The sequence below is a fragment of the Comamonas sp. FUJ_7 genome, assembly GCF_057369555.1.
This window is the reverse complement of record NZ_JBXXZI010000001.1, coordinates 386,543-410,502: the sequence shown is the minus strand read 5'-3', so window position 1 is coordinate 410,502 and position 23,960 is coordinate 386,543. Positions and strand designations below refer to the sequence as shown.

Here is a 23,960-nt window from a genome sequence, read left to right as displayed (position 1 = left end):
ATGGACACCTTGGCCCCTCACCCCACTTTGCCTGCTCACATTTCCATGGAAGATGCCCTGCGGGCACCTGACCGCAGCAAACAGGCCCACATCATTGCGGTCACCAGCGGTAAAGGCGGTGTCGGGAAGACTTTTGTCTCCGCCAATCTGGCTGCCGCGCTGACCCGCCATGGCTTTAATGTCCTGGTATTGGACGCTGACCTGGGGCTGGCCAATTTGGATGTGGTGCTCAACCTTTATCCCAAGGTCACTTTGCATGATGTGTTCACCGGCCGTTCCACGCTAGAAGACGCCATTCTGACCACGCCAGGCGGCTACTCCGTGCTATTGGCCGGCTCGGGAATGATTGAATATTCGCGCCTGACGCCCGAGATTCGTGCCCAGTTCATGCGCACTATTGAGATATTGCGCCCGCGTTACGACATCATCTTGCTGGACACCGGCGCCGGCATCTCAGACGTGGTGCTCTTTTCCGTGTCCATGGCCAGCGAAGTCCTGGTAGTGGCCACTCCCGAGCCCACCTCGCTGACCGATGCCTATGCCGCCATCAAGGTGCTAGCCATGCAGCAAAAGCGTCAGCAGGTGCGACTGGTCATCAACCAGGCGCAGCGCCCCGGAGACGGTCGCGCCATCACCAGCCAGCTCCAGCAGGTGCTCAACCGCTTTGTCACTACAGAGTCCGGCGAACCTCTGCACCTCACACACTGGGGCGATATTCCCGTGGATTCCGCCGTGCGCGAAGCCGTCATGCGTCGCCAGTTGCTGCTGCAATCCATGCCCGGAGCACCCGCATCTCTGGCAGTGGCTCAGCTGTCCAATAAAATCAAGGCAGCATTGACGGCCCCGGTCTGAGCTGCATCACCGTCGATGCAGCAGGTACGCGGCCGCACCCGGATAGCTACGTGGCCGACATACTCAACATCTCCTGCTACAAATTCACGCCCCTGAACGACGCTGAGCAGCTGCGCGAGACGCTGCTGCAGCGCGCAAGCGACCTGGACCTCAAGGGCACCGTGCTGCTGGCCGAAGAAGGAATCAACTTCTTTCTTGCCGGCCCAGCCCAAGCCGTGCACAGCTTCGTCGATCAGCTCAAACAAGACACGCGCTTTGCGGACCTCATGCCCAAAGAGAGCTGGTCCGAGACCGTGCCCTTTCGCAAGATGCTGGTCAAGGTCAAAAAAGAGATCATCCGCATGGATCATCCGGCCATTCGCCCCGCCAATGGCCGCGCCCCATCGGTCAGCCCCGTCACGCTGCGCCGCTGGCTGGAGCAAGGCCATGACGATGAAGGCCGCGAAGTGGTGACGCTGGATACGCGCAACGACTATGAAGTCGATGAAGGCGCATTCGCCGGAACAGTGGACTGGCGCCTGACGAAGTTCACCGAATTTCCGCCAGCCCTGCGCGAGCACAAGGCCCAGTTTGAAGGCAAAACCGTGGTCAGCTACTGCACGGGCGGCATTCGCTGCGAAAAGGCCGCCATTCTGATGCGCGACGAAGGCATTGAAAACGTCTACCAGCTCGAAGGCGGCATCCTCAAATACTTTGAAGAAACCGACGGCAAGTTCTACGACGGCGGCTGCTTTGTTTTCGACGGACGTGACTCACTGGCCACCGACCTGTCACGCACCGAGCTGGTTCACCCTCGCCCCATCAAAAAGCATTTGATGGAGCAGCAGCAGAACGAAGGCCCCCACGATCTAACTATCAAAAACAAAGCAGCCAGCGCTTGATAAACATTGATTTCAGCCATAAAACTACCTGAAATCATTGAAAATCCAGCGTCAGCTGCTTTTATTTAGATAGCTTTAAATCGCTAACAAGCTTTGCCCGCCTTCACTTGGCCCAGCGGTTGGCGGCCTTGGCCACGCGCTCGCCAAACTGGCGGGCTGTTTCCAGATCACCTGCCGCCATCTCGCCTGCAGAGGCATCCGAAGGCGACTGCGCCATGGCACCGCTGAAGCTACCCATCCAGTTCACATCGTTGCGCTGGGCTGCTTTGGTGTTTGAGGGCAACAGGCCCAGCCCCACCCAGACGCCACCATGCTGCATGGACAGATGGTAGAAGTAGTCCAGTGTCACCTGCTTGTCGCCCTGCACGCTGGCGCTGTTGGTAAAGCCAGCAAACAGCTTGTCCCTCCAGGCCTGGGCAAACCAGGCTTTGGACGATGCATCGGCAAACTTTTTGAATTGCCAGCTGGGTGCACCCATATACGTGGGGGCGCCAAAGATGATGGCATCGGCTGCGGCCAGCTGCTCCCAGCCGCCTTCTGGCAGATTGCCGTCGGCATCGATGGCCAGCAACTGGGCTTCCGCGCCCTGCGCCACTGACTGGGCCATGCGCTGGGTGTGTCCATAGCCCGAGTGATAGACCACAACGATATTGCTCATATTTGTTTCTTTCTTGGTGGAACCGACGCCGCCATTGGCCGCGCCTGATGAGAGATGAGCCAAACAAAGGCCCGCCGGATTTACACCCGGCAGGCCTTATGTGCTGCAGAGCCCAAGCTTATCAAATGGATAGCTGCCTGCTGGCCCTCAGCTTGCGTTCTGAGGTGATTCAGGCTTTGCGGCCATCCACACTCCAGCCTGCAGCGCCGTGCGCGGCATAGCCCAGCAAGCCGCCAACCACGGCAATGTTTTTCCAGAACAGCAGCTGCTGCATCATGGCAGCCTCTGCAGGCACAGCCCAGAAGTTATGGAAGAAGAAGCTGGCGACCAGGGTGAAAAAGCCCAGGATCAACGCCGCCCAGCGGGTCTGCCAGCCCAGCAAAATAGCCAGACCGCCCACGATCTCAATCACCAGACCGACAGCCACGGCCACTTGTGGCATAGGCATGCCTACCGAGGCCGCATAGCCTACGGTTCCCGCAAAGCCGCTGATTTTCTGCAAGCCCGCAGGCACAAACAGCAGGGCAATCAGGACACGACCCAGCAGGTCGAGTGGGTTTTTCCATTGATTCAACATTTCAAACTCCAATCATCGCGACCTCAGGCCGCCTTTGGTTCAGATCAGGCTCTCAAGGCTCCAGATCAAACACCAGAACCTCCGCTCCCCGGCCATTGGAAAGGCGCAGGCGCTCCTCATTTTCAATAAGCGCCGCGTCGCCGCTTGTCAGCTTTTGTCCATTCACTTCCAGCTCGCCGCGCACCAGATGCACATAAGTCTTGCGACCTGCTGGCAAAGCAACATCAGCCGCTTCCGCACCTTCAAACAGCCCTGCATACATGCGTGCATCGGCGTTCATGGGTACAGAGCCTTCTGCACCATCAGGCGAAGCCACCAGACACAGGCGACCGCGCTTTTGGGCCTCGCTGAACGTTTTTTGGGCATAGCCTGGCTCGATTCCGCTGCGTGCCGGCAGCAGCCAAATCTGCAGAAAGTGTGTGCTGTGCTCCTTGGAAAAGTTCTGCTCACTATGCACCACCCCCGAGCCTGCGCTCATGCGCTGGACTTCACCGGGCAGGATGGGGGTTTCATTACCCATGCTGTCCTTGTGCGAGAGAGCGCCCTCGAGCACATAGCTGATGATTTCCATGTCTCGGTGCCCGTGCGATCCAAAGCCCGTGCCCGGAGCGATCCGGTCTTCGTTGATCACTCGCAAATTGCCGAACCCCATATACCGGGGGTCGTAATAGCCGGCAAATGAAAAGCTGTGATAGGACTTGAGCCAGCCATGGTCGGCATAGCCACGTTCCTGGGATTTGCGCAAAGTCATCATGGTGCTTTCCTTTCATTTCAAGCGCTTGCTCACCTGCAAAAGTACAACAAGGCGAAACAACGACGTATCGAGAGTGGTGTTAGCGGCTTTCAGTCGCTGCTGTCTGTCTATGCCCTCTACTGTAGAAGTCAGCCATCGAGCTGTGGCTGAATGCGCTTGATGGCATCATTCAAACTGTTTGAACACTCCATACCACCATGCCCAGCTCCCGCGACGTGCTCACCCCCGACAGTCTGGCCATGCTCCAGACCATTGCCGAAACCGGCAGCTTTGCGGCTGCCGCGCGCTCCCTGGGGCTGGTGCCCAGTGCACTGACCTATCGCGTCCGGCAGATTGAGGATGCTCTCGATGTGCTGCTGTTTGACCGCAGCTCGCGCCATGCACAGGCCACCGAGGCCGGTCAGGCCCTGCTGCGCGAAGGTGCCCGTCTGTTGCAGGAAATTGATGCTGTGGCCCACCGTGTCAAACGCGTGGCCACGGGCTGGGAGCCTCAGCTGACCATCGTGCTCGACGGTGTCATTGCCCGCACGCCCATCTTTGAGCTGGTGGAAGCCTTTTACGCACTCAACCCACCCACCACGCTCAAGCTGCGCGACGGCATTCTCAACGGCACGCTGGAGCTGATGACCAGCGGCCAGGCCGATCTGGCCATTGGCGTGGCCGTCAACACCAGCAACGTCTCCGAGCTGCAAACCCGCGAGATTGGCGAGATAGAGTTCGTCTTTGCTCTGGCGCCTCACCATCCTCTGGCCAAGCTGCAGGAGCCCCTGTCTGACGAAGTTCTGCTGCAGCACCGCATGATTGCTGTGGCGGACTCAGGCCTGCGCAGCAACACCAGCTTCGGTCTGGTCAACGGGCAAGATGTTCTCACCGTCGATAGCATGCAGGCCAAGCTGGAGGCCCAGGTGCGCGGCATTGGTGCGGGCTTTCTGCCGCGTGGCATGGTGCAGGCCTATCTGGATGCCGGTTTGCTCGTCACCCGACAGGTGCAGCGTGCCAACCGTGACCTGCGCCTGTACTACGCCTGGCCCGGCCCGGCCCAGCGCACTCCGGGGCGTGCCCTGCAATGGTGGCTGGCGCAGCTGGAAAGCCCCGCCACGCGCAAGGCGCTGATGGAAAACCACCACCACCAGTGAACACATAAAACCGCAACCCTCACACCGCGATCGGATGTGGGTTGCGACGCAACAATTGAGCACAAGCAGCACTTGCTCTCTTTTGGATAGCTGCTACGCTCACACTCAAACAGTGTCGAAAAGGCTTTTTCATGAACGCTTCCCGCACTCGAGTGTCCGCAGCAGCCTCTGCCTCCCCTCACCCTCGCGCCAAGCGCATCGCCGTCATTGGTGCAGGCATTGCAGGTTTGGCCTGCGCACGCACACTGATGCAGGCCGGCCATGATGTTCATGTCTATGAGCGCTTGACCCAGGCCGGAGGGCGCATGCGCTCCGTCAACGGGCCTTACGGCAGCTTTGACATCGGCACCCAGTTTTTCACCGTGCGCGACCCGCGCTTTCAGCAAGCACTGGACACCACGCCCGCCAATCTGCGCGCCTGGAGCGTGCACAGCATCCAGACACGCAATGCCCAAGGGCGCCGAATCGACAAAATTGCCCCCACCCGTGAAAAGCACTGGGTGGGCATGCCGGACATGCAATCCCTGCCCTTGGCATGGGCTGCACCACTATGGGATGCCGGTCGCCTGCACCTGGGTCAATCTCTTCGCGCCCTGAATCATCACATTGCCAATGGCAATGACCACAGCCGCCATCAGTGGTCACTCATGCTGGACACCGAAGACCACGGCCCGCAGATCGCCTCAGACTTTGACACTGTGGTATTGGCCCTGCCCGCACCTTTGGCCGTGCAGTTGCTGCAAACGGCCCCCCAAGGCGCAGCCTTGGCCAAAACACTGGCCACCGTGGAGATGGCGCCTTGCTGGGCCATGACGCTGTCCTACCCCATGGCCGCTCAAGCGGGTCTGAGCACTCTGGGACCACAGTGGAATGCCGCACGCAGCACCCACGAGCGCATTGCCTGGGTAGCACGCGAATCCTCCAAGCCCGGCCGCGCACAGACAGAACGCTGGACCATTCACGCCAACCCCTTGTGGTCCAACGAGCACCGCCATGATGACGCCACGCGTGTTCTCAGCAAGCTGCAAAAAGGCTTTGGCGAAATCACAGGCATACGTGTTGCGCCGCGCCACGCCAGTGTTTACCTCTGGCCGCATGCGCATACGCTGGCCTCTCTGGGCAAAAGCTATGCTCATGACCCTTCCGTAGGCTTGGGCCTTTGCGGAGACTGGTGCCAGGGCCTGCGTCTGGAGGACGCCTTCATCTCCGGCCTGGAAATGGGGCTGGCCCTAGCCTGAGTCTGTGGCGCAGCAGGCAAGGGGCGTAAGATAACGTCCCTCATGACGTCGGCCCCTGCCTCTTCTCACCCCGCCCACGCCCCTTTTGCGAAAAGTCGTCGCTATGTCGGGCGCTTTGCCCCCTCTCCTACCGGCCCTCTGCACGCAGGCTCACTGGTCGCGGCCTTGGCCAGTTGGCTGGATGCCAAGGCCCATAACGGCCTTTGGCTAATTCGCATTGAAGATATAGACCCGCCGCGCTGCCAGCCCGGGGCCGATCAAGAAATCCTGCGCCAGCTGAGCGCCTGCGGGCTGCACTCGGATGTACCTGTCGTCTGGCAATCACAGCGCCACTCTCTGTATGAGAGCGCTCTGCAACAGCTGCAACTTCAGCATCTGGCCTACCCCTGCGGCTGTACACGTAGAGAAATTGAAGCCGTATGGCAAGCGCAGGGCTTGATCCACGAGCGCCACGTTGAACGCCCCTACCCCGGAACCTGCCGCAACGGCCTTCATGGCAAACCTGCCAGAGCTTGGCGCTTTGCTCTTGAGCAGTCGATGTGCGATTTATATCAAAATTCGCCTCAAGCGCAGACAGACAAAGCGCGTGAAGCTATCAAAATACAAGTAAACAAGCAGACCACTCTGGAGTGTGACAATCCCGTGCTGCATTGGCTGGATCGTCGCTTGGGTCAACAGCAGCAAAATCTGCTCTCCAGCGTGGGGGACTTTGTGCTGCGCCGCGCCGATGGGCTGTGGGCTTATCAGCTGGCCGTGGTGGTGGACGATGCCTGGCAAGGAATTACCGATGTGGTGCGCGGCGAAGACCTGACCGACAACACCCCTCGCCAAATCATGCTGCAGCATGCACTGGGTTATCAGCAACCTGATTACCTGCACACTCCACTGGTGCGCATGGAAAATGGTGAAAAGCTCTCCAAACAACACGGCGCACCAGCCATAGATGTAAGCCAACCCAGGGCTGCGCTGGACGCGTTGGCGGCAGCGGCACAGCAGCTGGGCCTGCCACAAGCGCCTTCAGCACCCCACAGCAGCACTGAAAGCCCCGCAACCGCCTTGCCTTTGGCGCTGAGCTTCTGGGTCCAGTGCTGGCGTCAAACCTACAATATTGCCTCGTGACTTCTTCTATTCCTACACCTACCACCGATATGGCCGAGACCGCAGCCAACGAGCAGCCCACTGCAACGCCTGAAGGCCAGGCGCCAGAAGGCGTGGCCTACCCCAAGACCATCAAAAGCTATGTGCGCCGCGCTGGCCGCACCACCACAGGCCAGGCCAAGGCTTTTGAAGAACTGGGCCCGCGCTTTTTGCTGCAGTACCAGAAGGCCCCGCTCAATGCCGCAGCCACCTATGGCCGCGAAGGCAAGTTGATTCTGGAAATCGGTTTCGGCATGGGTGAGGCAACAGCCCATATCGCACGCGTTCGCCCTGACGACAACTTCCTGTGCTGCGAAGTGCACGAGCCCGGCGTGGGCGCGCTGCTCAAGCGCATTGGCGAGCAGGAAATCGAAAACATTCGCATCCTGCAGCACGATGCCGTGGAAGTCATTGACAACATGCTGCCCGAGGCTTCCATCGACGGCGTGCACATTTTCTTCCCCGACCCCTGGCACAAGAAAAAGCACAACAAGCGCCGCTTGATTCAAAGCCCGCTGATTGCCAAGCTGGCCGCCCGCATCAAGCCCGGCGGCTATATCCACTGCGCTACCGACTGGGAGCCTTATGCCGTGCAGATTCTGGAAGTGCTGAATGCAGAGCCAGCACTGCAGAACACCGCCGAGAACTATGCTGAAAAGCCTGATTACCGCCCCCTGACCAAGTTCGAAAACCGCGGCATCCGCCTGGGCCATGGCGTGTGGGACTTGGTGTTCCGCCGCAAGGCTTAACTCCTTATAGAAAAGGGCCGCAAGCCTGTATCAGTCCATGCCGGCCACTTCTCTAAGTGGCCGGTATTTTTTCGGGGTTAAGCATCAGCGGTTCACCGCAATAGACCACATCTCTCCCTGCCGCCTTTGCTTCATACAGTGCCGCATCAGCGCGGTAAAGCAAAGACTCCATGCTTTCGCCAGACCTCAGTTGCGCCACGCCAAAGCTGGCAGTAACCCGCAAGCTTTGGCCATCCACTTCAAAGGCCTGATCACGGATAGCCTCTCCCAAGCGCTTGGCCAGCTGCACTCCTTCAGCCACGTCAGACTCAGGCAGCACTGCAAGAAACTCTTCCCCTCCATAGCGAGCAAGCCAGTCGACCTGAGCGCGCAAGCCCTTCAGGCAGCGCTGCACGACCTGCTGCAAGATCAGGTCACCAGCGCCATGTCCGTACTGATCATTGATTTGCTTGAAATGGTCTATATCCATGAAGACCACACACAAAGGGCGCAGGTAGCGGCAACTGCGCTCGACTTCTGCCTGCAGACGCTCGTCCAAAGCCCTTCGGTTCAAGCTACCCGTCAATGCATCCGTCATTGACAGACCCCTTACCTCCTCCACCATCCGCTCCAGCTGAGCCGTGCGCTGAGCCACCAATTGGTCAAGGTGGGCAATATGGTTTTGCAAATCATGCTGCAACTGCACAAAGCCACTGGCAACCTGGTCAATTTCATCGACATGATCGCGGGCCGCCCTGTTCAGCACCAGAGTCTGAGACAGTCCATTGGGCTTGAGGCCACGCGCAAAACTGGCAATCTGACGCAAAGGATCGCGCAGCTGCCTGCGCATGACCATCATCACCACAAGGCACACCATGCCGGTAAATACTAGATAGCCGACAACGACGCCCAATATCGAATTGCGAATCAACGCCATGTAATAACTGCGGCTCTCCCAAACCTCCAGCGTACCCAAAGGCATGTCTTGCGCGGCGGGAGTCTCCAAATCTCGCGGGATCGGGATCTGGAGTTGCAAAGCTGGCAAGCGCATGGGCAGTGCACCTTCCGACCCGGCCTCAAAGCTCTCGCCAGTCGTGCTGGAGTGCACACGCACATAGCCCACTTGAGGCAGCTGACTGAGCCACTGCACCTGCTTTCGCACCATCGCAGGCTCAATATCCCACAGAGCGGCAGACAGCAGCAAAAGGCTGGAGCTGACATGCTGCTCCATATCCAGCTTGAAGTTACGCCTGCCTGACTTGTACTCCCAGCTCGCCAGCAAAGTCACAAAGACCGTCATGCAAAGCACGGCCAGCAAGACAATGCGCACTATCAAGTGCGTGGCAATGGAACGAAAGCGTTTCTCCGGCATAGGCTTAGCGAAGCAGCTTCTCTATTTCGAAACGGTATGTCGTTTCTTTGGGATTGAGAGCCTTGCTGTAGCGTCGAAAATTCAATGCCTTTGGCATGCTTCCAAAGCGCTGCTCAAACCGCTCAACCAATGGGGCGTTAAAGAGCACAAACATGGGCCGCACCAGCTCCAGCCCTTCCGTTCCAAAGTCCTTGCCATGTGCGTAGTCGTAGAGCATGACCATCGCCCAGGCTCCCGCCATGAAGTGGCCTCCCGCCAAAACAGAAAGCTCTCCCGAACGAATGGCAGAAAAAGCCGCTGCTGAGGTATTGATGGCGCTGAAAAAAGCATCTTTACCGGGAGCTCCTGGCCGGGTACGCCAGACATCCATGGCCCCAAAAGCCATCTCATCGTTGCCTGCCCAGATCAGGCGCACCTCCGGGTAGCGCAGCATCAAAGCCCGCATCTGCTCAGCTGCTTTTTGACGATTCCATTCGCCAAAAACTTCCTGCACCAGCATCACATCAGAGGACTCCGCCACGGCCTTGCGCATACCTGTATTGCGAGCGATGGAGCTGGGGGTGGAGCGATCTCCGGCAATGGCCAGCAAATGCAGCTTGGCATCAAGCAAGGAAAATGCCTTGTTTGCTCTTCCCACGTCTATCAAAGCCTTGGCTGTGAGATAACCCGCGTCCTCTGCCTTCGGCTCCAGGCTTCCCAGCCAGTGCTTGAATTTTTCTCTGGGCTTCCCAAGCTGGCCTCGGGCCGAATCCGGCAAGCCACTAAAAACCATGAAATGGTCAATTTTTGCAGCGTCCAGTATGCGCAGCATCTCCGGAGCCACTCCTCCTTCATTGCCAAAAATGACAAAGCGTGGACGAGTCGCTACAGGCCTCGCTCCCACTTCCTTGGCGATGGCAATGGCATTCAAGGGATTGCGCTGTGCGTATTGCACTTCGAGCTGCATGCCCAGGCTATTGGCTGCAGCCTGCATGGCATCCGAGGCTGTACGCCAATAGGTCTCATTGGCATACCCTGGATTGATAAAGAAAACGCTTTGAGCACCGCCTATTGCAGGCCATGTCGCCAGTATCACCAGCAAGGCATTCCACCATGCTTTCGCGATGGAAATTGAACAATGTGGTTTCCAGCGCATCAGCAATACACAAAGCCAGTTGAAGTCTTCATCCTGTGGCGCAAAGCCCAGCTCAGCACCTTGGTTCGCCTGCAAATAATAGCAAAACACCCCAGAAATCTGGGGTGTTTAGATCAAAGCAGCCTTAGTTCGGCAGCTTGTTTGCTTACAGGCGCTCTGCTACCCAAGCCTGTACGCTGGCCAGCGCTGCAGGCACAGCTGCAGCATCGGTGCCACCGGCCATGGCCATATCGGGCTTGCCGCCGCCCTTGCCGCCCACTTGCTGGGCCACAAAGTTCACCAGCTCGCCAGCCTTGACCTTGGCGGTTTCGGCCTTGGTCACGCCTGCAGCCAGCTGCACCTTGTCGCCGTCCACAGCGGCCAGCACGATGACAGCTGCACCCAGCTTGTCCTTGAGCTTGTCCATGGTGTCGCGCAGAGACTTGGCATCCGCGCCTTCCAGCTTGGCGGCCAGCACCTTAACGCCATTGACTTCGACAGCCGTGGTGGCCAGTTCATCGCCTTGGCTGGAGGCCAGCTTGCCCTTGAGTGCTGCGATTTCCTTTTCCAGCGCCTTGATCTGGTCGAGCGCACCACCGATGCGGTTGTTCAGCTCGGCCGTAGGTGCCTTGAAGGCCGCAGCGGCTTCACCCACTGTGGACTCCAGCGACTGCAGATAGGCCAGCGCGTTCTCGCCTGTGATGGCTTCGATACGGCGCACGCCAGCGGCCACACCGGATTCACCCACGACCTTGAACAGGCCGATGTCGCCGGTACGCTGCACGTGCGTGCCGCCACACAGTTCGCGGCTGCTGCCGATGTCCAGCACGCGCACGGTCTCACCATACTTTTCGCCGAACAGCATCATGGCCCCGGTTTTCTGAGCACTTTCAATGTCCATCACGCGGGCATCGGTAGCGGTATTGGCCAGGATTTCAGCGTTCACGCGGGCTTCGATCTCGCGGATCTGCTCAGCCGTCACGGGTGCGTTGTGCGCAAAGTCAAAACGGGTGCGGTCAGCGTTGACCAGCGAGCCCTTTTGCTGCACATGGCCGCCCAGCACTTCGCGCAAGGCCTTGTGCATGATGTGGGTGACCGAGTGGTTGCGCATGGTGGCGGCGCGAACGGCGGTGTCCACCTGGGCTTCCACGGCATCGCCCACCTTCAGGCAGCCGGATTCCAGCTGGCCGTGGTGACCAAACACATCGGCCTTGATCTTGAGCGTGTCTTCCACCACAAAGCGGTTGCCAGCTGCGGCGATCACGCCCTGATCACCCACCTGACCGCCGGACTCTGCATAAAAAGGAGTGCTGTCCAGCACTACCACGCCGTTTTGACCAGCCTTCAGCTCAGAAACTGAGACACCGTCAGCGTACAGCGCTACGATTTTTGCTGCTTCTGCAAGCTTGTCATAGCCCACAAAGGTGTTGGCTGCGCCCGAGTATTCCAGCGCGCGGTCCATCTTGAACTTGCCAGCGGCGCGGGCGGTTTCCTTCTGGTGCTGCATGGCGGCGTTAAAGCCCGCCTCATCCACGGTCACGCCGCGCTCGCGCGCCACGTCGTTGGACAGGTCCAGCGGGAAGCCGTAGGTGTCGTGCAGCTTGAAGGCCACATCGCCGGGCAGCACTTTGACGTCGCCCGCCAGCGCGCTGTCCAGAATTTCCATGCCGTGGGCCAGGGTCTCGAAGAAGCGCTCTTCCTCGGCCTTGAGCACGCTGGTGATGTGTGCTTCTTGCTCCTTGAGCTTGGGATAGGCATCGCCCATTTGCGCCACCAGATCGGCCACCAGCTTGTGGAAGAAGGGAGTCTTCTGACCCAGCTTGTAGCCATGGCGAATGGCACGGCGGATGATGCGGCGCTGCACATAGCCGCGGCCTTCGTTGGAAGGAATCACGCCATCGGCCACCAGGAACGATGTGGCGCGAATGTGGTCGGCAATCACCTTCAGCGAAGGTGTGTTCAGGTCGGCCGTATTGGTTTCACGGCCAGCAGCCTTGATCAATGCCTGGAACAGGTCGATTTCATAGTTGCTGTGCACATGCTGCAGGATGGCGGCCAGACGCTCCAGGCCCATGCCGGTGTCCACGCAAGGCGCGGGCAGCTTCACTACAGAGCCGTCTTCCTTCATGTCAAACTGCATGAACACGTGGTTCCAGATCTCGATGAAGCGGTCGCCGTCTTCTTCCGGGCTACCGGGAGGGCCACCGGCAATGTGCTCGCCGTGGTCGTAGAAGATTTCCGAGCAAGGACCGCAAGGGCCGGTGTCGGCCATCATCCAGAAGTTGTCGCTCTTGTACTTGCCGCCCTTGTTGTCACCGATGCGGATGATGCGCTCGGCAGGCAGACCGATGACGTTCTTCCAGATGTCATAGGCTTCGTCGTCTTCGTGATAGACGGTGGCCAGCAGCTTCTCGGCAGGCAGACCGAAAACCTTGGTCAGCAGCTCCCAGCCCCACTCGATGGACTCCTTCTTGAAGTAATCGCCGAAAGACCAGTTGCCCAGCATTTCAAAGAAGGTGTGGTGGCGCGCGGTGTAGCCCACGTTTTCCAGGTCGTTGTGCTTGCCGCCAGCGCGCAGGCAGGCCTGCACCGATGTGGCGCGGTTGTAGGGGCGCTTGTCCGTGCCCAGGAACACATCCTTGAACTGCACCATGCCGGAGTTGGTGAACATCAGCGTGGGGTCGTTGCCGGGAACCAGCGAGCTGGACGCCACGACGGTGTGGCCCTTGGAAGCGTAAAAATCCAGGAACGTCTTGCGGATGTCCGCTACGGAAAAAGTGGGTGTGCTCATGGTATTTGGTATGAAGACGCCTGCAAGACGCCTGCGATCGGTACGGCCGGCGCAGCTTGGTTCCCAAACCACGCGCAAAGGCAAATCAGCCAAACATTATAGGTTTGCGACTACAGACCCGCGCGGCGCTGCGACGTTTGGGCGATCATGATTTTTCATGAGCTGCATTAATGCAGTCATCATCGGCTTGCGGATAATCGGCAACCACTATGAACGACACCCCAAAAACCGAGGCCCCAAAGCCTGCCGCCCCTGCCAAAAACCGCCTGGTCATCTGGCTGATTGCTCTGCCCGTAGTTATTTTTGGCGCGCTGATGCTGGTCGGCCAGTTCATGGACGACCCGCAGAGCCAGCAGCGCTGGACAGAAGCCGAGACCATCAAGATCTGCTGGAAGCAGACTGCCAAGCCTGAAGCCGAGCGCAAGACCCAGGAGTTCAAGTCCCCAGAAGACTGCGAGCGCCTGGAGTTTGACTTCAAGACCCGCTACGGCGAGAACCCTTGAGTGACGGAGGTCTGCCCGCATTGCCAGATGCCTGCCAGAAGACCGCAGGGATAGTGAACTATCAAAAAAGAGCTGGCAGCGTTCGTGAATCCTTCATTTCAGATACAAAAGTACCTGAAATCAAGAGAACACGGGCGCTAGCAGCTCTTATTTATTGAGGCCTGGGACTGATTTGGGCAATCAGCGATTGCGACCTTTCATCGCTCGCTCGACCTCGCGCTTGCCTTCGCGATCCTTGATCACATCACGCTTGTCGTGCTCAGCCTTGCCCTTGGCCAGCGCAATATCGCACTTCACAAAGCCGTTTTTCCAGTGCAAATTGATGGGCACCAGCGTGTAGCCCTTTTGCTCCACCTTGCCGACCAGACGCTTGATCTCATCCTTTTTGAGCAGCAGCTTCTTGATGCGGGCCGCATCGGGGTTGACGTGTGTGGATGCGGTCTTGAGCGGGTTGATCTGGCAGCCGAGCAGGAACAGCTCGCCATCCTTGATGATGACGTAGCCATCGGTCAGTTGCACCTTGCCACTGCGCAGGGCCTTGACCTCCCAGCCGTGCAGCACCATGCCGGCTTCGTGGCGCTCCTCGAAGAAATAGTTAAAAGCTGCTTTTTTATTGTCGGCAATGCGCGACGATGTTTCTGGTTTCTTGGCCATGGAATATTAGTTGCAGGCTGACTGGAGATGAAAGCTCTCCCTACAATACTGGATTGCTGTCTCGCCTCTGAGGCGTTGATTTTAGTTTCGCATCGCGCTGTGGGCCAATGAGCACTGCTCAATACGCCTGTCTTGCGCCATGCCGGTTACTCTTTGTTCATGAAAAACGTCAACAAGTCCGTCCTGATCTGGTACAGCCCCGAAGAAATGTTTGCCCTTGTGACGGACGTGGCCCACTATGCTGAGTTCTTGCCATGGTGCGATCATGCCAAGATTTTGGAGCAAGACAGCACAGGCATGACTGCCGAGGTTGGTATTGCTTTCAGCGGACTGCGCAAGTCTTTTGTGACGCGCAACACGAACACTACCATGGACAACGGCGGCAAGCAGGTCAGCATGCGCCTGGTCAAGGGCCCATTCTCCCGTCTGGAAGGCCATTGGCGCTTTCATCCCGTGGGCGATGGCACGCAGCGCGCCTGCAAGGTCGAGCTGCAACTGGACTACGGATTTGAGAGCGGGGCTGTTGCGGCCATCATTGGCCCGGTTTTTGACCGCATTGCCGGCTCCATGGTCGACGCCTTCATCAAGCGTGCAGAGCAGATCTATGGGTGATTTGACACTGTGCTTGTGCATCTCGCCCCAAGCCGGCGTCGTTCACGAAGCTGTTCTAAACATGCCTGTGGGCAGCACAGTCCAGCAAGCTCTCGCAGCAGCAGCCCTCGCCCATCCCCAGCTTGCTCCAGACATCCACAGTGCAGCCCCGGACATGCTGGGCATCTGGGGCAAAACGACCCACATGACGCAGGTTCTGCACGATGGCGACCGCCTCGAAATCTACCGCCCCCTTACCGTAGACCCCAAGATTGCGCGGCGCGAGCGCTTTGCACGCCAAGGTGCACGCAGCACCGGACTCTTCAAGCGCCGACGGCCTGAAGCCAAAGCGGGGTACTGAGCACTGCGACAAAAAAGAAGCACCTAAGGTGCTTCTTTTTTTCTGGGTCAGATCGCTGGAAGCGATCACAGACCGACTACTGAGCCGAATCCTGCATGGGTCCACATTCAGAGGCGATGACCGCGTCTGCTCGCTTGATCTCCGCATCGCGCGCGGCCTCATCCATAAAGCCTCGCTCCCCCTTGGCATTGACATGAGAGAGCATTCGCCCGGAGCTCAGCGTCTCTTTAGCCTGCTTGGCGCGAGCACAGTTTTCCTGGCGCACTTTTTCCTGCTTCAGCTTGTCAGCCTGCTGCTTTGCAGCTTCCTGCTCTTGCTGTTTGCGCTTTTGCTCTTCCAGGCCCTTGTCTACGCCCTGGCCGGGTGCTGAGCCGGCTGCAGCTGTCGCCGGCACCGCTGCAGGCGCTTCTGCTGCCTCAGTCCCGACCGCTGGCCTTTGCATGCCTGGACTGCGCAAAATATTCTTGGCGGGAATATCTGCGGAAGGCGCTCTATCACTGAACACCTTGCGCCCCTGGCCGTCGATCCATTGCCACTGGGCCATTGCGGGAACCGAGCAGCAAGCAATGGCTGCCAACAAAGCGAACTTGATGGTATTCATGGGGAGTCAATAAGTCTTGAACAACCGCTAGGGGTTCTAGCCGGCGAGCCCACATTGTGCGGCAAGTCACAGGTACAATGCGTCTTTTGGAGCCATCACATGCGCCTTCTCGGAAAAGCACTGACCTTTGACGACGTCCTGCTCGTTCCCGCCTACTCCGAAGTCCTGCCCAAGGACGTTTCCCTCGCCACCCAATTCACCCGCAATATTCGCCTGAATCTGCCTCTGGTGTCCGCTGCCATGGACACAGTGACGGAAGCGCGCCTGGCCATCGCCATTGCGCAAGAAGGCGGTATCGGCGTGATCCACAAGAACATGACAGCCGAGCAGCAAGCCGCTGAAGTGTCCAAGGTCAAGCGCCACGAATCCGGCGTGGTGCACGACCCTGTGGTCATCACCCCCGAGCACACCGTACTGCAGGTGCTGCAGCTGTCGGAAGAGCTGGGCATCTCCGGCTTCCCCGTCTGCGACGGCGGCAAGGTGGTCGGCATTGTGACCAGCCGTGATGTGCGCTTTGAAACGCGCTACGACGTCAAGGTCCGCCAGATCATGACGCCCCGCGAAAAGCTGATCACCGTCAATGAAAAAGACGGCACCAGCCCCGCCGAAGCCAAGGCGCTGCTGAACAAGCACAAGCTCGAACGTATCCTGGTCGTGAACGACGCCTTTGAACTCAAGGGCCTGATCACCGTCAAGGACATCAACAAGCAAACCACCTTCCCGAACGCTGCGCGTGACGCTTCTGGCCGCTTGCGTGTGGCCGCCGCCGTGGGCGTGGGCGCAGGCACCGAAGAGCGCGTGGACCTGCTGGCCAAGGCTGGCGTGGACGCCATCGTGGTGGACACGGCTCACGGCCACTCCAAGGGCGTGATCGACCGCGTGCGCTGGGTCAAGCAAAACTACCCCCAGATCGATGTCATCGGCGGCAACATTGCCACTGGTGCTGCAGCTCTCGCCCTGGTCGAAGCTGGCGCGGACGCCGTCAAGGTCGGCATCGGCCCTGGCTCCATCTGCACCACTCGCATCGTGGCCGGTGTGGGCGTGCCCCAGATCATGGCCATCTCCAACGTGGCTGATGCTTTGAAGGGTACTGGCGTGCCTCTGATCGGCGACGGCGGCATCCGCTTCTCTGGTGACATTTCCAAGGCTCTGGCTGCGGGCGCATCAACCATCATGATGGGCGGCATGTTTGCCGGCACCGAAGAAGCGCCCGGCGAAGTGATCCTGTACCAGGGCCGCTCCTACAAGAGCTACCGCGGCATGGGCTCCATTGGCGCCATGCAGCAAGGCTCTGCCGACCGCTACTTCCAGGAGTCGACCACCGGCAACCCTAACGCCGACAAGCTGGTTCCCGAAGGCATTGAAGGCCGCGTGCCCTACAAGGGCTCCATGGTTTCCATCGTCTACCAGATGGCCGGCGGCGTGCGCGCCTCCATGGGCTATTGCGGTTGTGCAACCATCACCGAGATGAACGAAAAGGCCGAGTTTGTGGAAATCACCGCAGCTGGCATCCGTGAATCCCACGTGCACGATGTGCAGATCACCAAAGAAGCGCCTAACTACCGCGCTGACTGATTGATCGACTGACACGGGTCACAAGCAGGATGGGCCACAATGCCCATCCTGCTTTTTTCTTTTCCAGGAATCCTCATGAAACTTGCCGAAGCCCTGCTTCTCAGAGCCGATCTGAAGAAAAAGCTGGCCTCGCTGCGCGAGCGCATTGCTCACAACGCCATCGTTCAAGAAGGTGAAGAGCCCAAGGAAAAGGTCCAGGATTTGCTGACCGAGGCCACTTCTACGCTGCAAGAGCAACAAGCCTTGGTTCGCCGCATCAATGCTGTCAATGAATCAGCCAAACTCAGCGATGGCCGCTTGCTGGCCGATGTGCTGGCCTTGCGTGAAATGTTGATTGCCCAACACTCGCTACTCATCAGCACCATTGCAGCGACCCACAAGGATGTGGATCGGTACAGCCCGCGCGAAATCAAGTGGGTGCCGCAGATTCAAGTCTCCAGCCTTCAAAAACAGGCCGATGATTTATCACGCAAGATTCGCGAAGTCAATGTGACGGTGCAAGCCGCCAACTGGCAGATCGACATCTGAGTTTTTCGAGCGCTGCGGGCGAGTGCAGAGACCCCAATGAGCAACAGGGGGTTGAAAACATACTGGGGCTCTCCATGCAGCGCGGCGGGCAGCGCATTGTGCTTAGGCACACTCACAACGTAGCCCATCACTCTGTACAACGGACCTTTGAGAACTCACCGCTCACTACCTTGCACTGACGCAGCGCTCCCCACTTTTTTCTTCTTTGCTTTGATACCCACAGATTTCTGACCAGATTTTAAATTTCTAGTCAGAATGCTAAAATTCCATCCGAACTCAACATTCAGACGGATTACTCCACACCCCATGCATAGCGTCGGTATCTACGAAGCCAAAAGCCGCTTTTCTGCCCTGGTCGAACTGGTCGAACAAGGCGAGGAAGTGCGCATCACGCGCCATGGCAAAGAAGTCGTGCGCATGCTGCCTGTGCGCCGCAAGCCCGTGATCACCGATGAGCAGATCGCCCGAGAATTAGAACAAATTCAGGCGCTGCAGCAGACGGTACGTGCGCAAGGAGCTACGGATTCCGTAGCAAGCCTGCGCCAAAATGGACGCAGCAAAGCATGAGTTCCACCGCTTTTACCGCCTTTGTGCTCGATGCTTCTGTCACCGCCGCCTGGCTCTTGCCTGACGACGCAAGCGAGCACACCCAGCGCCTGTACACCCGCATCCGCCGCGACGAGGTCGACCCCCATGCCCCCAATCTCTGGCAGTGGGAATGCGGCAACCTCATCGCCTCGGGTGTGAATCATGGACGCATCCCGCACACCAGCGTTGAAGGTTTGTGGGGAGTACTCGAAGCCATTCGTCACCGCGTGGAGCTGCATGAGCTGGCTCCTGCCCAGCACAAGGCCGTGCTCGACGTGGCGCTGGACACGGGCCTGCCCACCTACGACGCCGCTTATCTGTGGCTGGCGCAGTCGCTGCGCCTGCCACTGGCCACATTCGATGCTGCCCAGATCGCTGCCGCCCGCAAAAGCGGCGTCACGCTCCTGGCAGCCGAAGATTTTTAACCCTGTTTTCCTTCACCTTCTAGCCCTTGAAGACCATGCAACACGACAAGATCCTCATTCTGGACTTTGGCTCCCAGGTCACGCAGCTGATTGCCCGCCGCGTGCGCGAAGCCCATGTTTACTGCGAAGTCCACCCCTGTGATGTGAGCAGCGACTGGGTGCGCGAATTTGCCGCCGATGGCAAGCTCAAGGGCGTGATCCTGTCTGGCAGCCACGCGTCCGTCTATGAAGTAGACGACCGCGCGCCCGACGCCGTGTTCGAACTGAACGTGCCCGTTCTGGGCATCTGCTACGGCATGCAGACCATGGCCACCCAGCTGGGCGGCAAGGTCGAAGGCTCCAACACCCGCGAATTCGGCTACGCCGAAGTGCGCGCCCATGGCCACACAGAACTGCTCAAGGGCATCGAAGACTTCGTGACCCCCGAAGGCCACGGCATGCTCAAGGTCTGGATGAGCCACGGTGACAAGGTCACCGAGCTGCCCCCTGGCTTCAAGGTCATGGCCTCCACCCCCAGCTGCCCCATCGCCGGCATGGCCGACGAAGCCCGCCGCTACTACGCTGTGCAGTTCCACCCCGAAGTCACGCACACCGTGCAAGGCCAGGCGCTGCTCAACCGCTTTGTGCTGGACATCTGCGGCACGCAAGCCGACTGGATCATGGGCGACTACATTGAAGAAGCCGTGGCCAAGATCCGTGAGCAGGTCGGTGACGAAGAAGTGATTCTCGGTCTGTCCGGCGGCGTGGACTCCTCCGTGGCTGCCGCCCTGATCCACCGCGCCATCGGCGACCAGCTGACCTGCGTGTTCGTCGATCACGGCCTGCTGCGCCTGAACGAAGGCGATATGGTCATGGAAATGTTCGAAGGCAAGCTCAACGCCAAGGTCATTCGCGTCGACGCGTCCGAGCTATTCCTGGGCAAGCTGGCTGGCGTGTCCGAGCCTGAAGCCAAGCGCAAGATCATCGGCGGCCTGTTCGTGGATGTCTTCAAGGCCGAAGCCTCCAAGCTCAAGGCCGCCAATGCTGGCAGCAAGGGGGCTACCTTCCTGGCCCAGGGCACCATCTACCCTGACGTTATCGAATCCGGCGGTGCCAAGAGCAAGAAGGCTGTCACCATCAAGAGCCACCACAACGTGGGCGGCCTGCCAGAGCAACTGGGTCTGAAGCTGCTGGAGCCCCTGCGCGACCTGTTCAAGGACGAAGTGCGCGAACTGGGCGTGGCCCTGGGCCTGCCCCGAGGCATGGTCTACCGCCATCCCTTCCCCGGCCCCGGCCTGGGCGTGCGCATCCTGGGTGAAGTGAAGAAGGAATACGCCGACCTACTGCGCCGCGCCGACGCCATCTTCATCGAAGAGCTGAACAACTGGATCGACGAGGCCACAGGCAAGAGCTGGTACGACCTGACCAGCCAGGCCTTCACCGTATTCCTGCCCGTCAAGAGCGTGGGCGTGATGGGCGATGGGCGCACCTACGACTACGTCGTGGCCCTGCGCGCCGTAGTCACCAGCGACTTCATGACCGCCGACTGGGCCGAGCTGCCCTACGGCCTGCTGAAGAAGGTGTCTGGAAGAATCATTAATGAAGTCCGTGGTATCAACCGCGTGACTTACGACGTGAGCACCAAGCCGCCAGCAACCATCGAGTGGGAGTGATCCGGCGTCTGGCACTGGCTGGCATCTAGTAGCACTAAAACACACCTAAGCCCGCGTCACTGCGGGCTTTTTTGTGATTTCGTTCAGCACCGCCTGGCAACATTTGGCATCGCCAAGCACCGTTTTTTCATGGCATGATGGATGGCATTGAATGCTTCTATGCCATGAGAAGTCGCCAATACCATGCAACCACCTTGCGGATGTTCATGGTATCGAATTTGTGTAAGACGATGATTTAATTGTTGTTTTACGCCAGGATGGGCCGGTTTTCTGATCATGGTATTTGAGCTGAATCAGGGCGAGAACCATGTTGACCGATACCAAGCTGCGCAACCTCAAGCCGAAGGACAAGCTCTACAAGGTGAATGACCGTGACGGCCTCTATGTAGCCGTCACGGCCGCCGGAGCGATCTCGTTCCGCTACAACTACTCGATCCACGGTAGGCAGGAGACCATCACCTTCGGCCGCTACGGTGTCGGCGGCATCACCTTGGCGGAAGCCCGCGAGCGGTTGGGCGAGGCCAAGAAGATGGTCGCGGCCGGGAAGTCACCGGCCAAGGAAAAGGCGCGGGACAAGGCCCGCGTCAAGGACGCGGAGACGTTCGGGGCCTGGGCGGAAAAGTGGCTGCGCGGCTACCAGATGGCCGACTCCACCCGCGACATGCGCCGCTCGGTCTACGAGCGCGAGCTGAAGCCGAAGTTCGGCAATCAGAAGCTGGTGGAGATCACCCACGAAGACTTGCGCGCGCTGACCGATGCCATCGTCGAGCGCGGCGCGCCGGCGACAGCCGTGCATGTCCGCGAGGTGGTGCTCCAGGTCTTTCGCTGGGCCATCGAGCGCGGCCAGAAGGTCGAGAACCCGGCCGAGCTGGTGCGCCCGACGACCATTGCCAAGTTCGAGCCGCGCGACCGTGCGCTGACGCCCGACGAGATCGGCCTGATGTACCAGTACATGGAGCGCATCGGCACAGCGCCATCCATTCGGGCGGCGGCCAAGCTGCTGCTGTTGACGATGGTGCGCAAGAGCGAGCTGACTAACGCGACATGGAGCGAGATCAATTTCAGCGACGCGCTTTGGACGATCCCGAAGGAGCGGATGAAGCGGCGCAATCCGCACCTGGTGTTCCTGTCCCGGCAGGCGCTGGACATCTTCATTGCCCTGAAAACCTTCGCAGGGGGATCGGACTACGTGCTTCCGTCGCGGTATGACTCGGATTTACCCATGAGCAGCGCCACGCTCAACCAGGTGCTGACGCTGACGTATCGGCTGGCGCAGAAGGAGGGGCGGTCGCTCGCCAAGTTCGGGCCACATGACTTGCGGCGCACGGCCAGCACGTTGTTGCATGAAGCCGGCTACAACACGGACTGGATCGAGAAGTGCCTGGCACACGAGCAGAGAGGCGTCAGGGCCGTCTACAACAAGGCCGAGTACCGCGAGCAGCGCACGGCGATGTTGCAGGACTGGGCGGACATGATCGACGAATGGACGCTGAGACGGCCGAAGGTGTAAACCAGACGAAGGCAGGTTAGGCAGCGCCGCCTGAGCATCGAGGCATGGCCTCGGGTTTCATTGACACTTGAGGGGCGCAGCGTTTTAGCCGCTAAAAGGGGCAGCAGAGCCGCCGGCCACGGCAGACGGAGTGAAGCCAGGGCGCATGGCCTGAGTGCCCGACGACTTCCGCGCCTCTATCCATTCCTCGACCTCGGCCAAGTCCCAGGCGACGTTTCGGCTGGTGAGTGCGATCCGGCGCGGAAACTCCCCGCGCTGCTCCATGTTGAAGATCGTGCGCTCAGACAGCGGGATCATCGCCAGTAGCTTCTTCCGATTGATGAGCGTCTTGCTTGTCGTTGCCTGCATCCCCTGGCCTCTTTCAGTCACTTGCGAACATGTGCCTGATGGTGCCTGGCAATGCGGATTGTTTCGTCCTATTAGTTGGTCAATTAGGTTGACGCCGTGAGCGCGGCTTTGTACTCAAGCGGAACATTGCGGGGATCGCCGCCAGCGCCTTCGATACCGCTTGGCGCTCGATGCCGAGCTTTCGCGCAATCTCCGACTGATTGAGTCCAGACCACTGGAGCATCAGCATCTGCTTTTTGCGATCCGATAGCTTCGAGTCCACCATCAGCCGTGCTTGATTGCGCAGCTCTGCCTTGTCCGCCGGCTGTAAGGTCTGGCCCGCGACATAGTGGAAGAAGTAGCTGTCAACCAGTTGATCGCCCGATTTCACTTGGGCAGTGGCCGGCTTCGCGCATTGCTGGTTGAGTCTCGCCAGTTCGAGGTCGAATTGCGCGAGGGATCGCCTTGCTTGTCTGTAGACAGGGTTCCATGCGCCGCTCGGCAATTTAGGCCGGTGATCCAGGCAATACAGGCTGCTTAGTCGAAGCTTTTCCTCTGGATCGTCCGCCTTCGGATCATCGCTCCCACCGGCGAATGAGGTCAGCTCGGCGAGTGATCCGCAGAACCGGCAGAACCCCTGGAGGCGTTCGCCATTCAGTCGGGTGTCGCGCACCTTCGACTTCACCGGCCGTTTGCAGGCGCAGTCCCATACAAGCCCAATCAACGATTCCAGTGTCGCAACAAACCGCCGATCTCTTGGCGTCTGCCTATCCTCCGTTTTGATGAACTGGCGCAGCAACTGCCTCTGCATGCGAACCATCGCATCAAGTCCAACCAGTCGAATGATCCCGCTGAGGCCCACCCCTGTCCCTGCTCCGGGGATATGGCCCAAGTAGCGTTGTGGCAGCGTCGCCGTGTACGCAGCCACGGCGGGGTCAATGAGTTCCTGTAACAGCCCAACGATGGGGTAGCGCCGCGAGGAGGCGGAATACGGCCGCCAGCGATCCTCAAACTGCTCGATGGCTTCCGAGACAGTGGGATCGCAGCCTTCCCAGATGACAATGGTTGGATCGTTTTTCATGTCAACCATTTTGGACAACTAATAAGATGTAGACAACCCCCAATAGCGCCTAATCTTCGTTGCAATTCAGTTGATAACGGAGGTTTACGCAATGACGATAGAAGACACGCTGCTGCAACGCTTTGGCCCGCTGCTGAGCATGGCGCAGCTCGCCTCTGTCCTGGATCGATCGCCTGATGGATTGCGGATCAGCCTTCGCGCGACGAACGAGTGGACGCAGCGGATCAACAAGGCTCGGTTGAAGATCGGCCGGCGGGTCTACTTCCGAACCTCGCAGATCGCCGAGGTGTTGAGCGACGAGTCCCTGTACGGAACGGGGAACTGAG

At 59.2% G+C, this 23,960-nt stretch carries 26 protein-coding genes; 16 read left to right on the top strand and 10 right to left on the bottom strand.

The features are described 5' to 3' along the window. The gene (locus AC2I9W_RS01890) at nt 1-852 is read left to right on the top strand and encodes a MinD/ParA family protein (protein ID WP_486408356.1); all 852 of its coding nucleotides are present in this window, start codon (nt 1-3) and stop codon (nt 850-852) included. A 50-nt stretch (nt 853-902) separates the two neighbouring features. Beyond that, the gene (locus AC2I9W_RS01885) at nt 903-1,733 is read left to right on the top strand and encodes a sulfurtransferase (RefSeq protein WP_486408355.1); all 831 of its coding nucleotides are present in this window, start codon (nt 903-905) and stop codon (nt 1,731-1,733) included. A gap of 103 nt (nt 1,734-1,836) precedes the next feature. Here the strand turns inward: AC2I9W_RS01885 and AC2I9W_RS01880 are convergent, their stop codons facing one another. The 3 genes from AC2I9W_RS01880 to AC2I9W_RS01870 form a co-directional block, all read right to left on the bottom strand. Then, a complete protein-coding gene (locus AC2I9W_RS01880) occupies nt 1,837-2,391 on the bottom strand; it encodes a flavodoxin family protein (protein WP_486408354.1) in 555 nt (184 codons plus the stop codon). A gap of 169 nt (nt 2,392-2,560) precedes the next feature. After that, complete coding sequence (locus tag AC2I9W_RS01875) at nt 2,561-2,968, bottom strand: DoxX family protein (protein WP_486408353.1); 408 nt, start codon at nt 2,966-2,968, stop codon at nt 2,561-2,563. 52 nt (nt 2,969-3,020) lie between these two features. Beyond that, nucleotides 3,021-3,722 (bottom strand): pirin family protein, encoded by a 702-nt coding sequence (locus AC2I9W_RS01870; protein ID WP_486408352.1) that lies wholly within the window; start codon nt 3,720-3,722, stop codon nt 3,021-3,023. 197 nt (nt 3,723-3,919) lie between these two features. On the opposite strand from AC2I9W_RS01870, the gene AC2I9W_RS01865 reads away from it, so the two are divergent. The 4 genes from AC2I9W_RS01865 (at nt 3,920) to trmB (ending at nt 7,982) form a co-directional block, all read left to right on the top strand. Then, nucleotides 3,920-4,858, top strand: a complete 939-nt coding sequence (locus AC2I9W_RS01865; RefSeq protein ID WP_486408351.1) for a LysR family transcriptional regulator — start codon at nt 3,920-3,922, stop codon at nt 4,856-4,858. A 131-nt stretch (nt 4,859-4,989) separates the two neighbouring features. Continuing rightward, nucleotides 4,990-6,096 carry an NAD(P)/FAD-dependent oxidoreductase gene (locus AC2I9W_RS01860; protein WP_486408350.1) on the top strand — a complete coding sequence of 369 codons (1,107 nt, stop codon included), beginning with the start codon at nt 4,990-4,992 and terminating at the stop codon, nt 6,094-6,096. A gap of 42 nt (nt 6,097-6,138) precedes the next feature. Beyond that, a complete protein-coding gene (gene gluQRS / locus AC2I9W_RS01855) occupies nt 6,139-7,215 on the top strand; it encodes a tRNA glutamyl-Q(34) synthetase GluQRS (protein WP_486408349.1) in 1,077 nt (358 codons plus the stop codon). 29 nt (nt 7,216-7,244) lie between these two features. After that, the gene (gene trmB, locus AC2I9W_RS01850) at nt 7,245-7,982 is read left to right on the top strand and encodes a tRNA (guanosine(46)-N7)-methyltransferase TrmB (RefSeq protein WP_486408697.1); all 738 of its coding nucleotides are present in this window, start codon (nt 7,245-7,247) and stop codon (nt 7,980-7,982) included. A gap of 52 nt (nt 7,983-8,034) precedes the next feature. Here the strand turns inward: trmB and AC2I9W_RS01845 are convergent, their stop codons facing one another. From AC2I9W_RS01845 to alaS, 3 genes are all read right to left on the bottom strand, one after another. Continuing rightward, complete coding sequence (locus AC2I9W_RS01845) at nt 8,035-9,333, bottom strand: GGDEF domain-containing protein (RefSeq protein WP_486408348.1); 1,299 nt, start codon at nt 9,331-9,333, stop codon at nt 8,035-8,037. 4 nt (nt 9,334-9,337) lie between these two features. After that, nucleotides 9,338-10,408: an ABC transporter substrate-binding protein gene (locus AC2I9W_RS01840; protein WP_486408696.1), complete on the bottom strand. Its 1,071-nt coding sequence runs from the start codon at nt 10,406-10,408 to the stop codon at nt 9,338-9,340. A gap of 205 nt (nt 10,409-10,613) precedes the next feature. Next, nucleotides 10,614-13,238, bottom strand: a complete 2,625-nt coding sequence (gene alaS, locus AC2I9W_RS01835; RefSeq protein WP_486408347.1) for an alanine--tRNA ligase — start codon at nt 13,236-13,238, stop codon at nt 10,614-10,616. Nucleotides 13,239-13,447: 209 nt separating this feature from the next. Here alaS and AC2I9W_RS01830 point away from each other — a divergent pair, with 209 nt between their 5' ends. Continuing rightward, nucleotides 13,448-13,741: a hypothetical protein gene (locus tag AC2I9W_RS01830; RefSeq protein ID WP_486408346.1), complete on the top strand. Its 294-nt coding sequence runs from the start codon at nt 13,448-13,450 to the stop codon at nt 13,739-13,741. Nucleotides 13,742-13,921: 180 nt separating this feature from the next. Here AC2I9W_RS01830 and smpB read toward each other — a convergent pair whose 3' ends face one another. Further along, nucleotides 13,922-14,395, bottom strand: a complete 474-nt coding sequence (gene smpB / locus AC2I9W_RS01825; RefSeq protein ID WP_486408345.1) for an SsrA-binding protein SmpB — start codon at nt 14,393-14,395, stop codon at nt 13,922-13,924. 159 nt (nt 14,396-14,554) lie between these two features. Here smpB and AC2I9W_RS01820 point away from each other — a divergent pair, with 159 nt between their 5' ends. Together AC2I9W_RS01820 and AC2I9W_RS01815 are read left to right on the top strand one after the other, a co-directional pair. After that, a complete protein-coding gene (locus AC2I9W_RS01820; RefSeq protein WP_158391225.1) occupies nt 14,555-15,007 on the top strand; it encodes a type II toxin-antitoxin system RatA family toxin in 453 nt (150 codons plus the stop codon). Further along, nucleotides 15,000-15,347: an RnfH family protein gene (locus tag AC2I9W_RS01815; RefSeq protein ID WP_486408344.1), complete on the top strand. Its 348-nt coding sequence runs from the start codon at nt 15,000-15,002 to the stop codon at nt 15,345-15,347. Before AC2I9W_RS01820 ends, AC2I9W_RS01815 begins: the two co-directional genes overlap by 8 nt. Before the next feature lie 76 nt (nt 15,348-15,423). On the opposite strand, the gene AC2I9W_RS01810 is transcribed toward AC2I9W_RS01815, so the two are convergent. After that, on the bottom strand, nt 15,424-15,948 hold the full coding sequence (locus AC2I9W_RS01810; protein ID WP_486408343.1) for a DUF4124 domain-containing protein: 525 nt from the start codon (nt 15,946-15,948) through the stop codon (nt 15,424-15,426). Between the two features lie 99 nt (nt 15,949-16,047). On the opposite strand from AC2I9W_RS01810, the gene guaB reads away from it, so the two are divergent. The 6 genes from guaB to AC2I9W_RS01780 all read left to right on the top strand — a co-directional run bounded on the left by guaB (nt 16,048) and on the right by AC2I9W_RS01780 (nt 22,226). Beyond that, entirely contained in the window at nt 16,048-17,523 is a 1,476-nt protein-coding gene (gene guaB, locus AC2I9W_RS01805; protein WP_158391222.1) for an IMP dehydrogenase, read from the top strand. A 75-nt stretch (nt 17,524-17,598) separates the two neighbouring features. Further along, complete coding sequence (locus AC2I9W_RS01800) at nt 17,599-18,051, top strand: DIP1984 family protein (protein WP_486408342.1); 453 nt, start codon at nt 17,599-17,601, stop codon at nt 18,049-18,051. Between the two features lie 306 nt (nt 18,052-18,357). Further along, nucleotides 18,358-18,618 carry a type II toxin-antitoxin system Phd/YefM family antitoxin gene (locus AC2I9W_RS01795; RefSeq protein ID WP_486408341.1) on the top strand — a complete coding sequence of 87 codons (261 nt, stop codon included), beginning with the start codon at nt 18,358-18,360 and terminating at the stop codon, nt 18,616-18,618. Next, the gene (locus AC2I9W_RS01790) at nt 18,615-19,064 is read left to right on the top strand and encodes a type II toxin-antitoxin system VapC family toxin (RefSeq protein WP_486408340.1); all 450 of its coding nucleotides are present in this window, start codon (nt 18,615-18,617) and stop codon (nt 19,062-19,064) included. The genes AC2I9W_RS01795 and AC2I9W_RS01790 overlap by 4 nt, the downstream gene beginning before the upstream one ends. Nucleotides 19,065-19,099: 35 nt before the next feature. Further along, nucleotides 19,100-20,716, top strand: a complete 1,617-nt coding sequence (guaA, locus tag AC2I9W_RS01785) for a glutamine-hydrolyzing GMP synthase (protein ID WP_486408339.1) — start codon at nt 19,100-19,102, stop codon at nt 20,714-20,716. Nucleotides 20,717-21,023: 307 nt separating this feature from the next. After that, nucleotides 21,024-22,226 carry a tyrosine-type recombinase/integrase gene (locus tag AC2I9W_RS01780; protein WP_022579757.1) on the top strand — a complete coding sequence of 401 codons (1,203 nt, stop codon included), beginning with the start codon at nt 21,024-21,026 and terminating at the stop codon, nt 22,224-22,226. An 84-nt stretch (nt 22,227-22,310) separates the two neighbouring features. On the opposite strand, the gene AC2I9W_RS01775 is transcribed toward AC2I9W_RS01780, so the two are convergent. Both AC2I9W_RS01775 and AC2I9W_RS01770 read right to left on the bottom strand, forming a co-directional pair. Continuing rightward, nucleotides 22,311-22,574, bottom strand: a complete 264-nt coding sequence (locus AC2I9W_RS01775; protein ID WP_022579756.1) for a helix-turn-helix transcriptional regulator — start codon at nt 22,572-22,574, stop codon at nt 22,311-22,313. A gap of 79 nt (nt 22,575-22,653) precedes the next feature. Continuing rightward, nucleotides 22,654-23,634, bottom strand: coding sequence for a LuxR family transcriptional regulator (locus AC2I9W_RS01770; RefSeq protein WP_216891673.1), 981 nt, complete (start codon nt 23,632-23,634; stop codon nt 22,654-22,656). A gap of 91 nt (nt 23,635-23,725) precedes the next feature. Between AC2I9W_RS01770 and AC2I9W_RS01765 the strand changes: the two genes are divergently transcribed. Beyond that, the gene (locus AC2I9W_RS01765; protein ID WP_216891672.1) at nt 23,726-23,959 is read left to right on the top strand and encodes a DNA-binding protein; all 234 of its coding nucleotides are present in this window, start codon (nt 23,726-23,728) and stop codon (nt 23,957-23,959) included. Nucleotide 23,960: the final 1 nt, after the last annotated feature.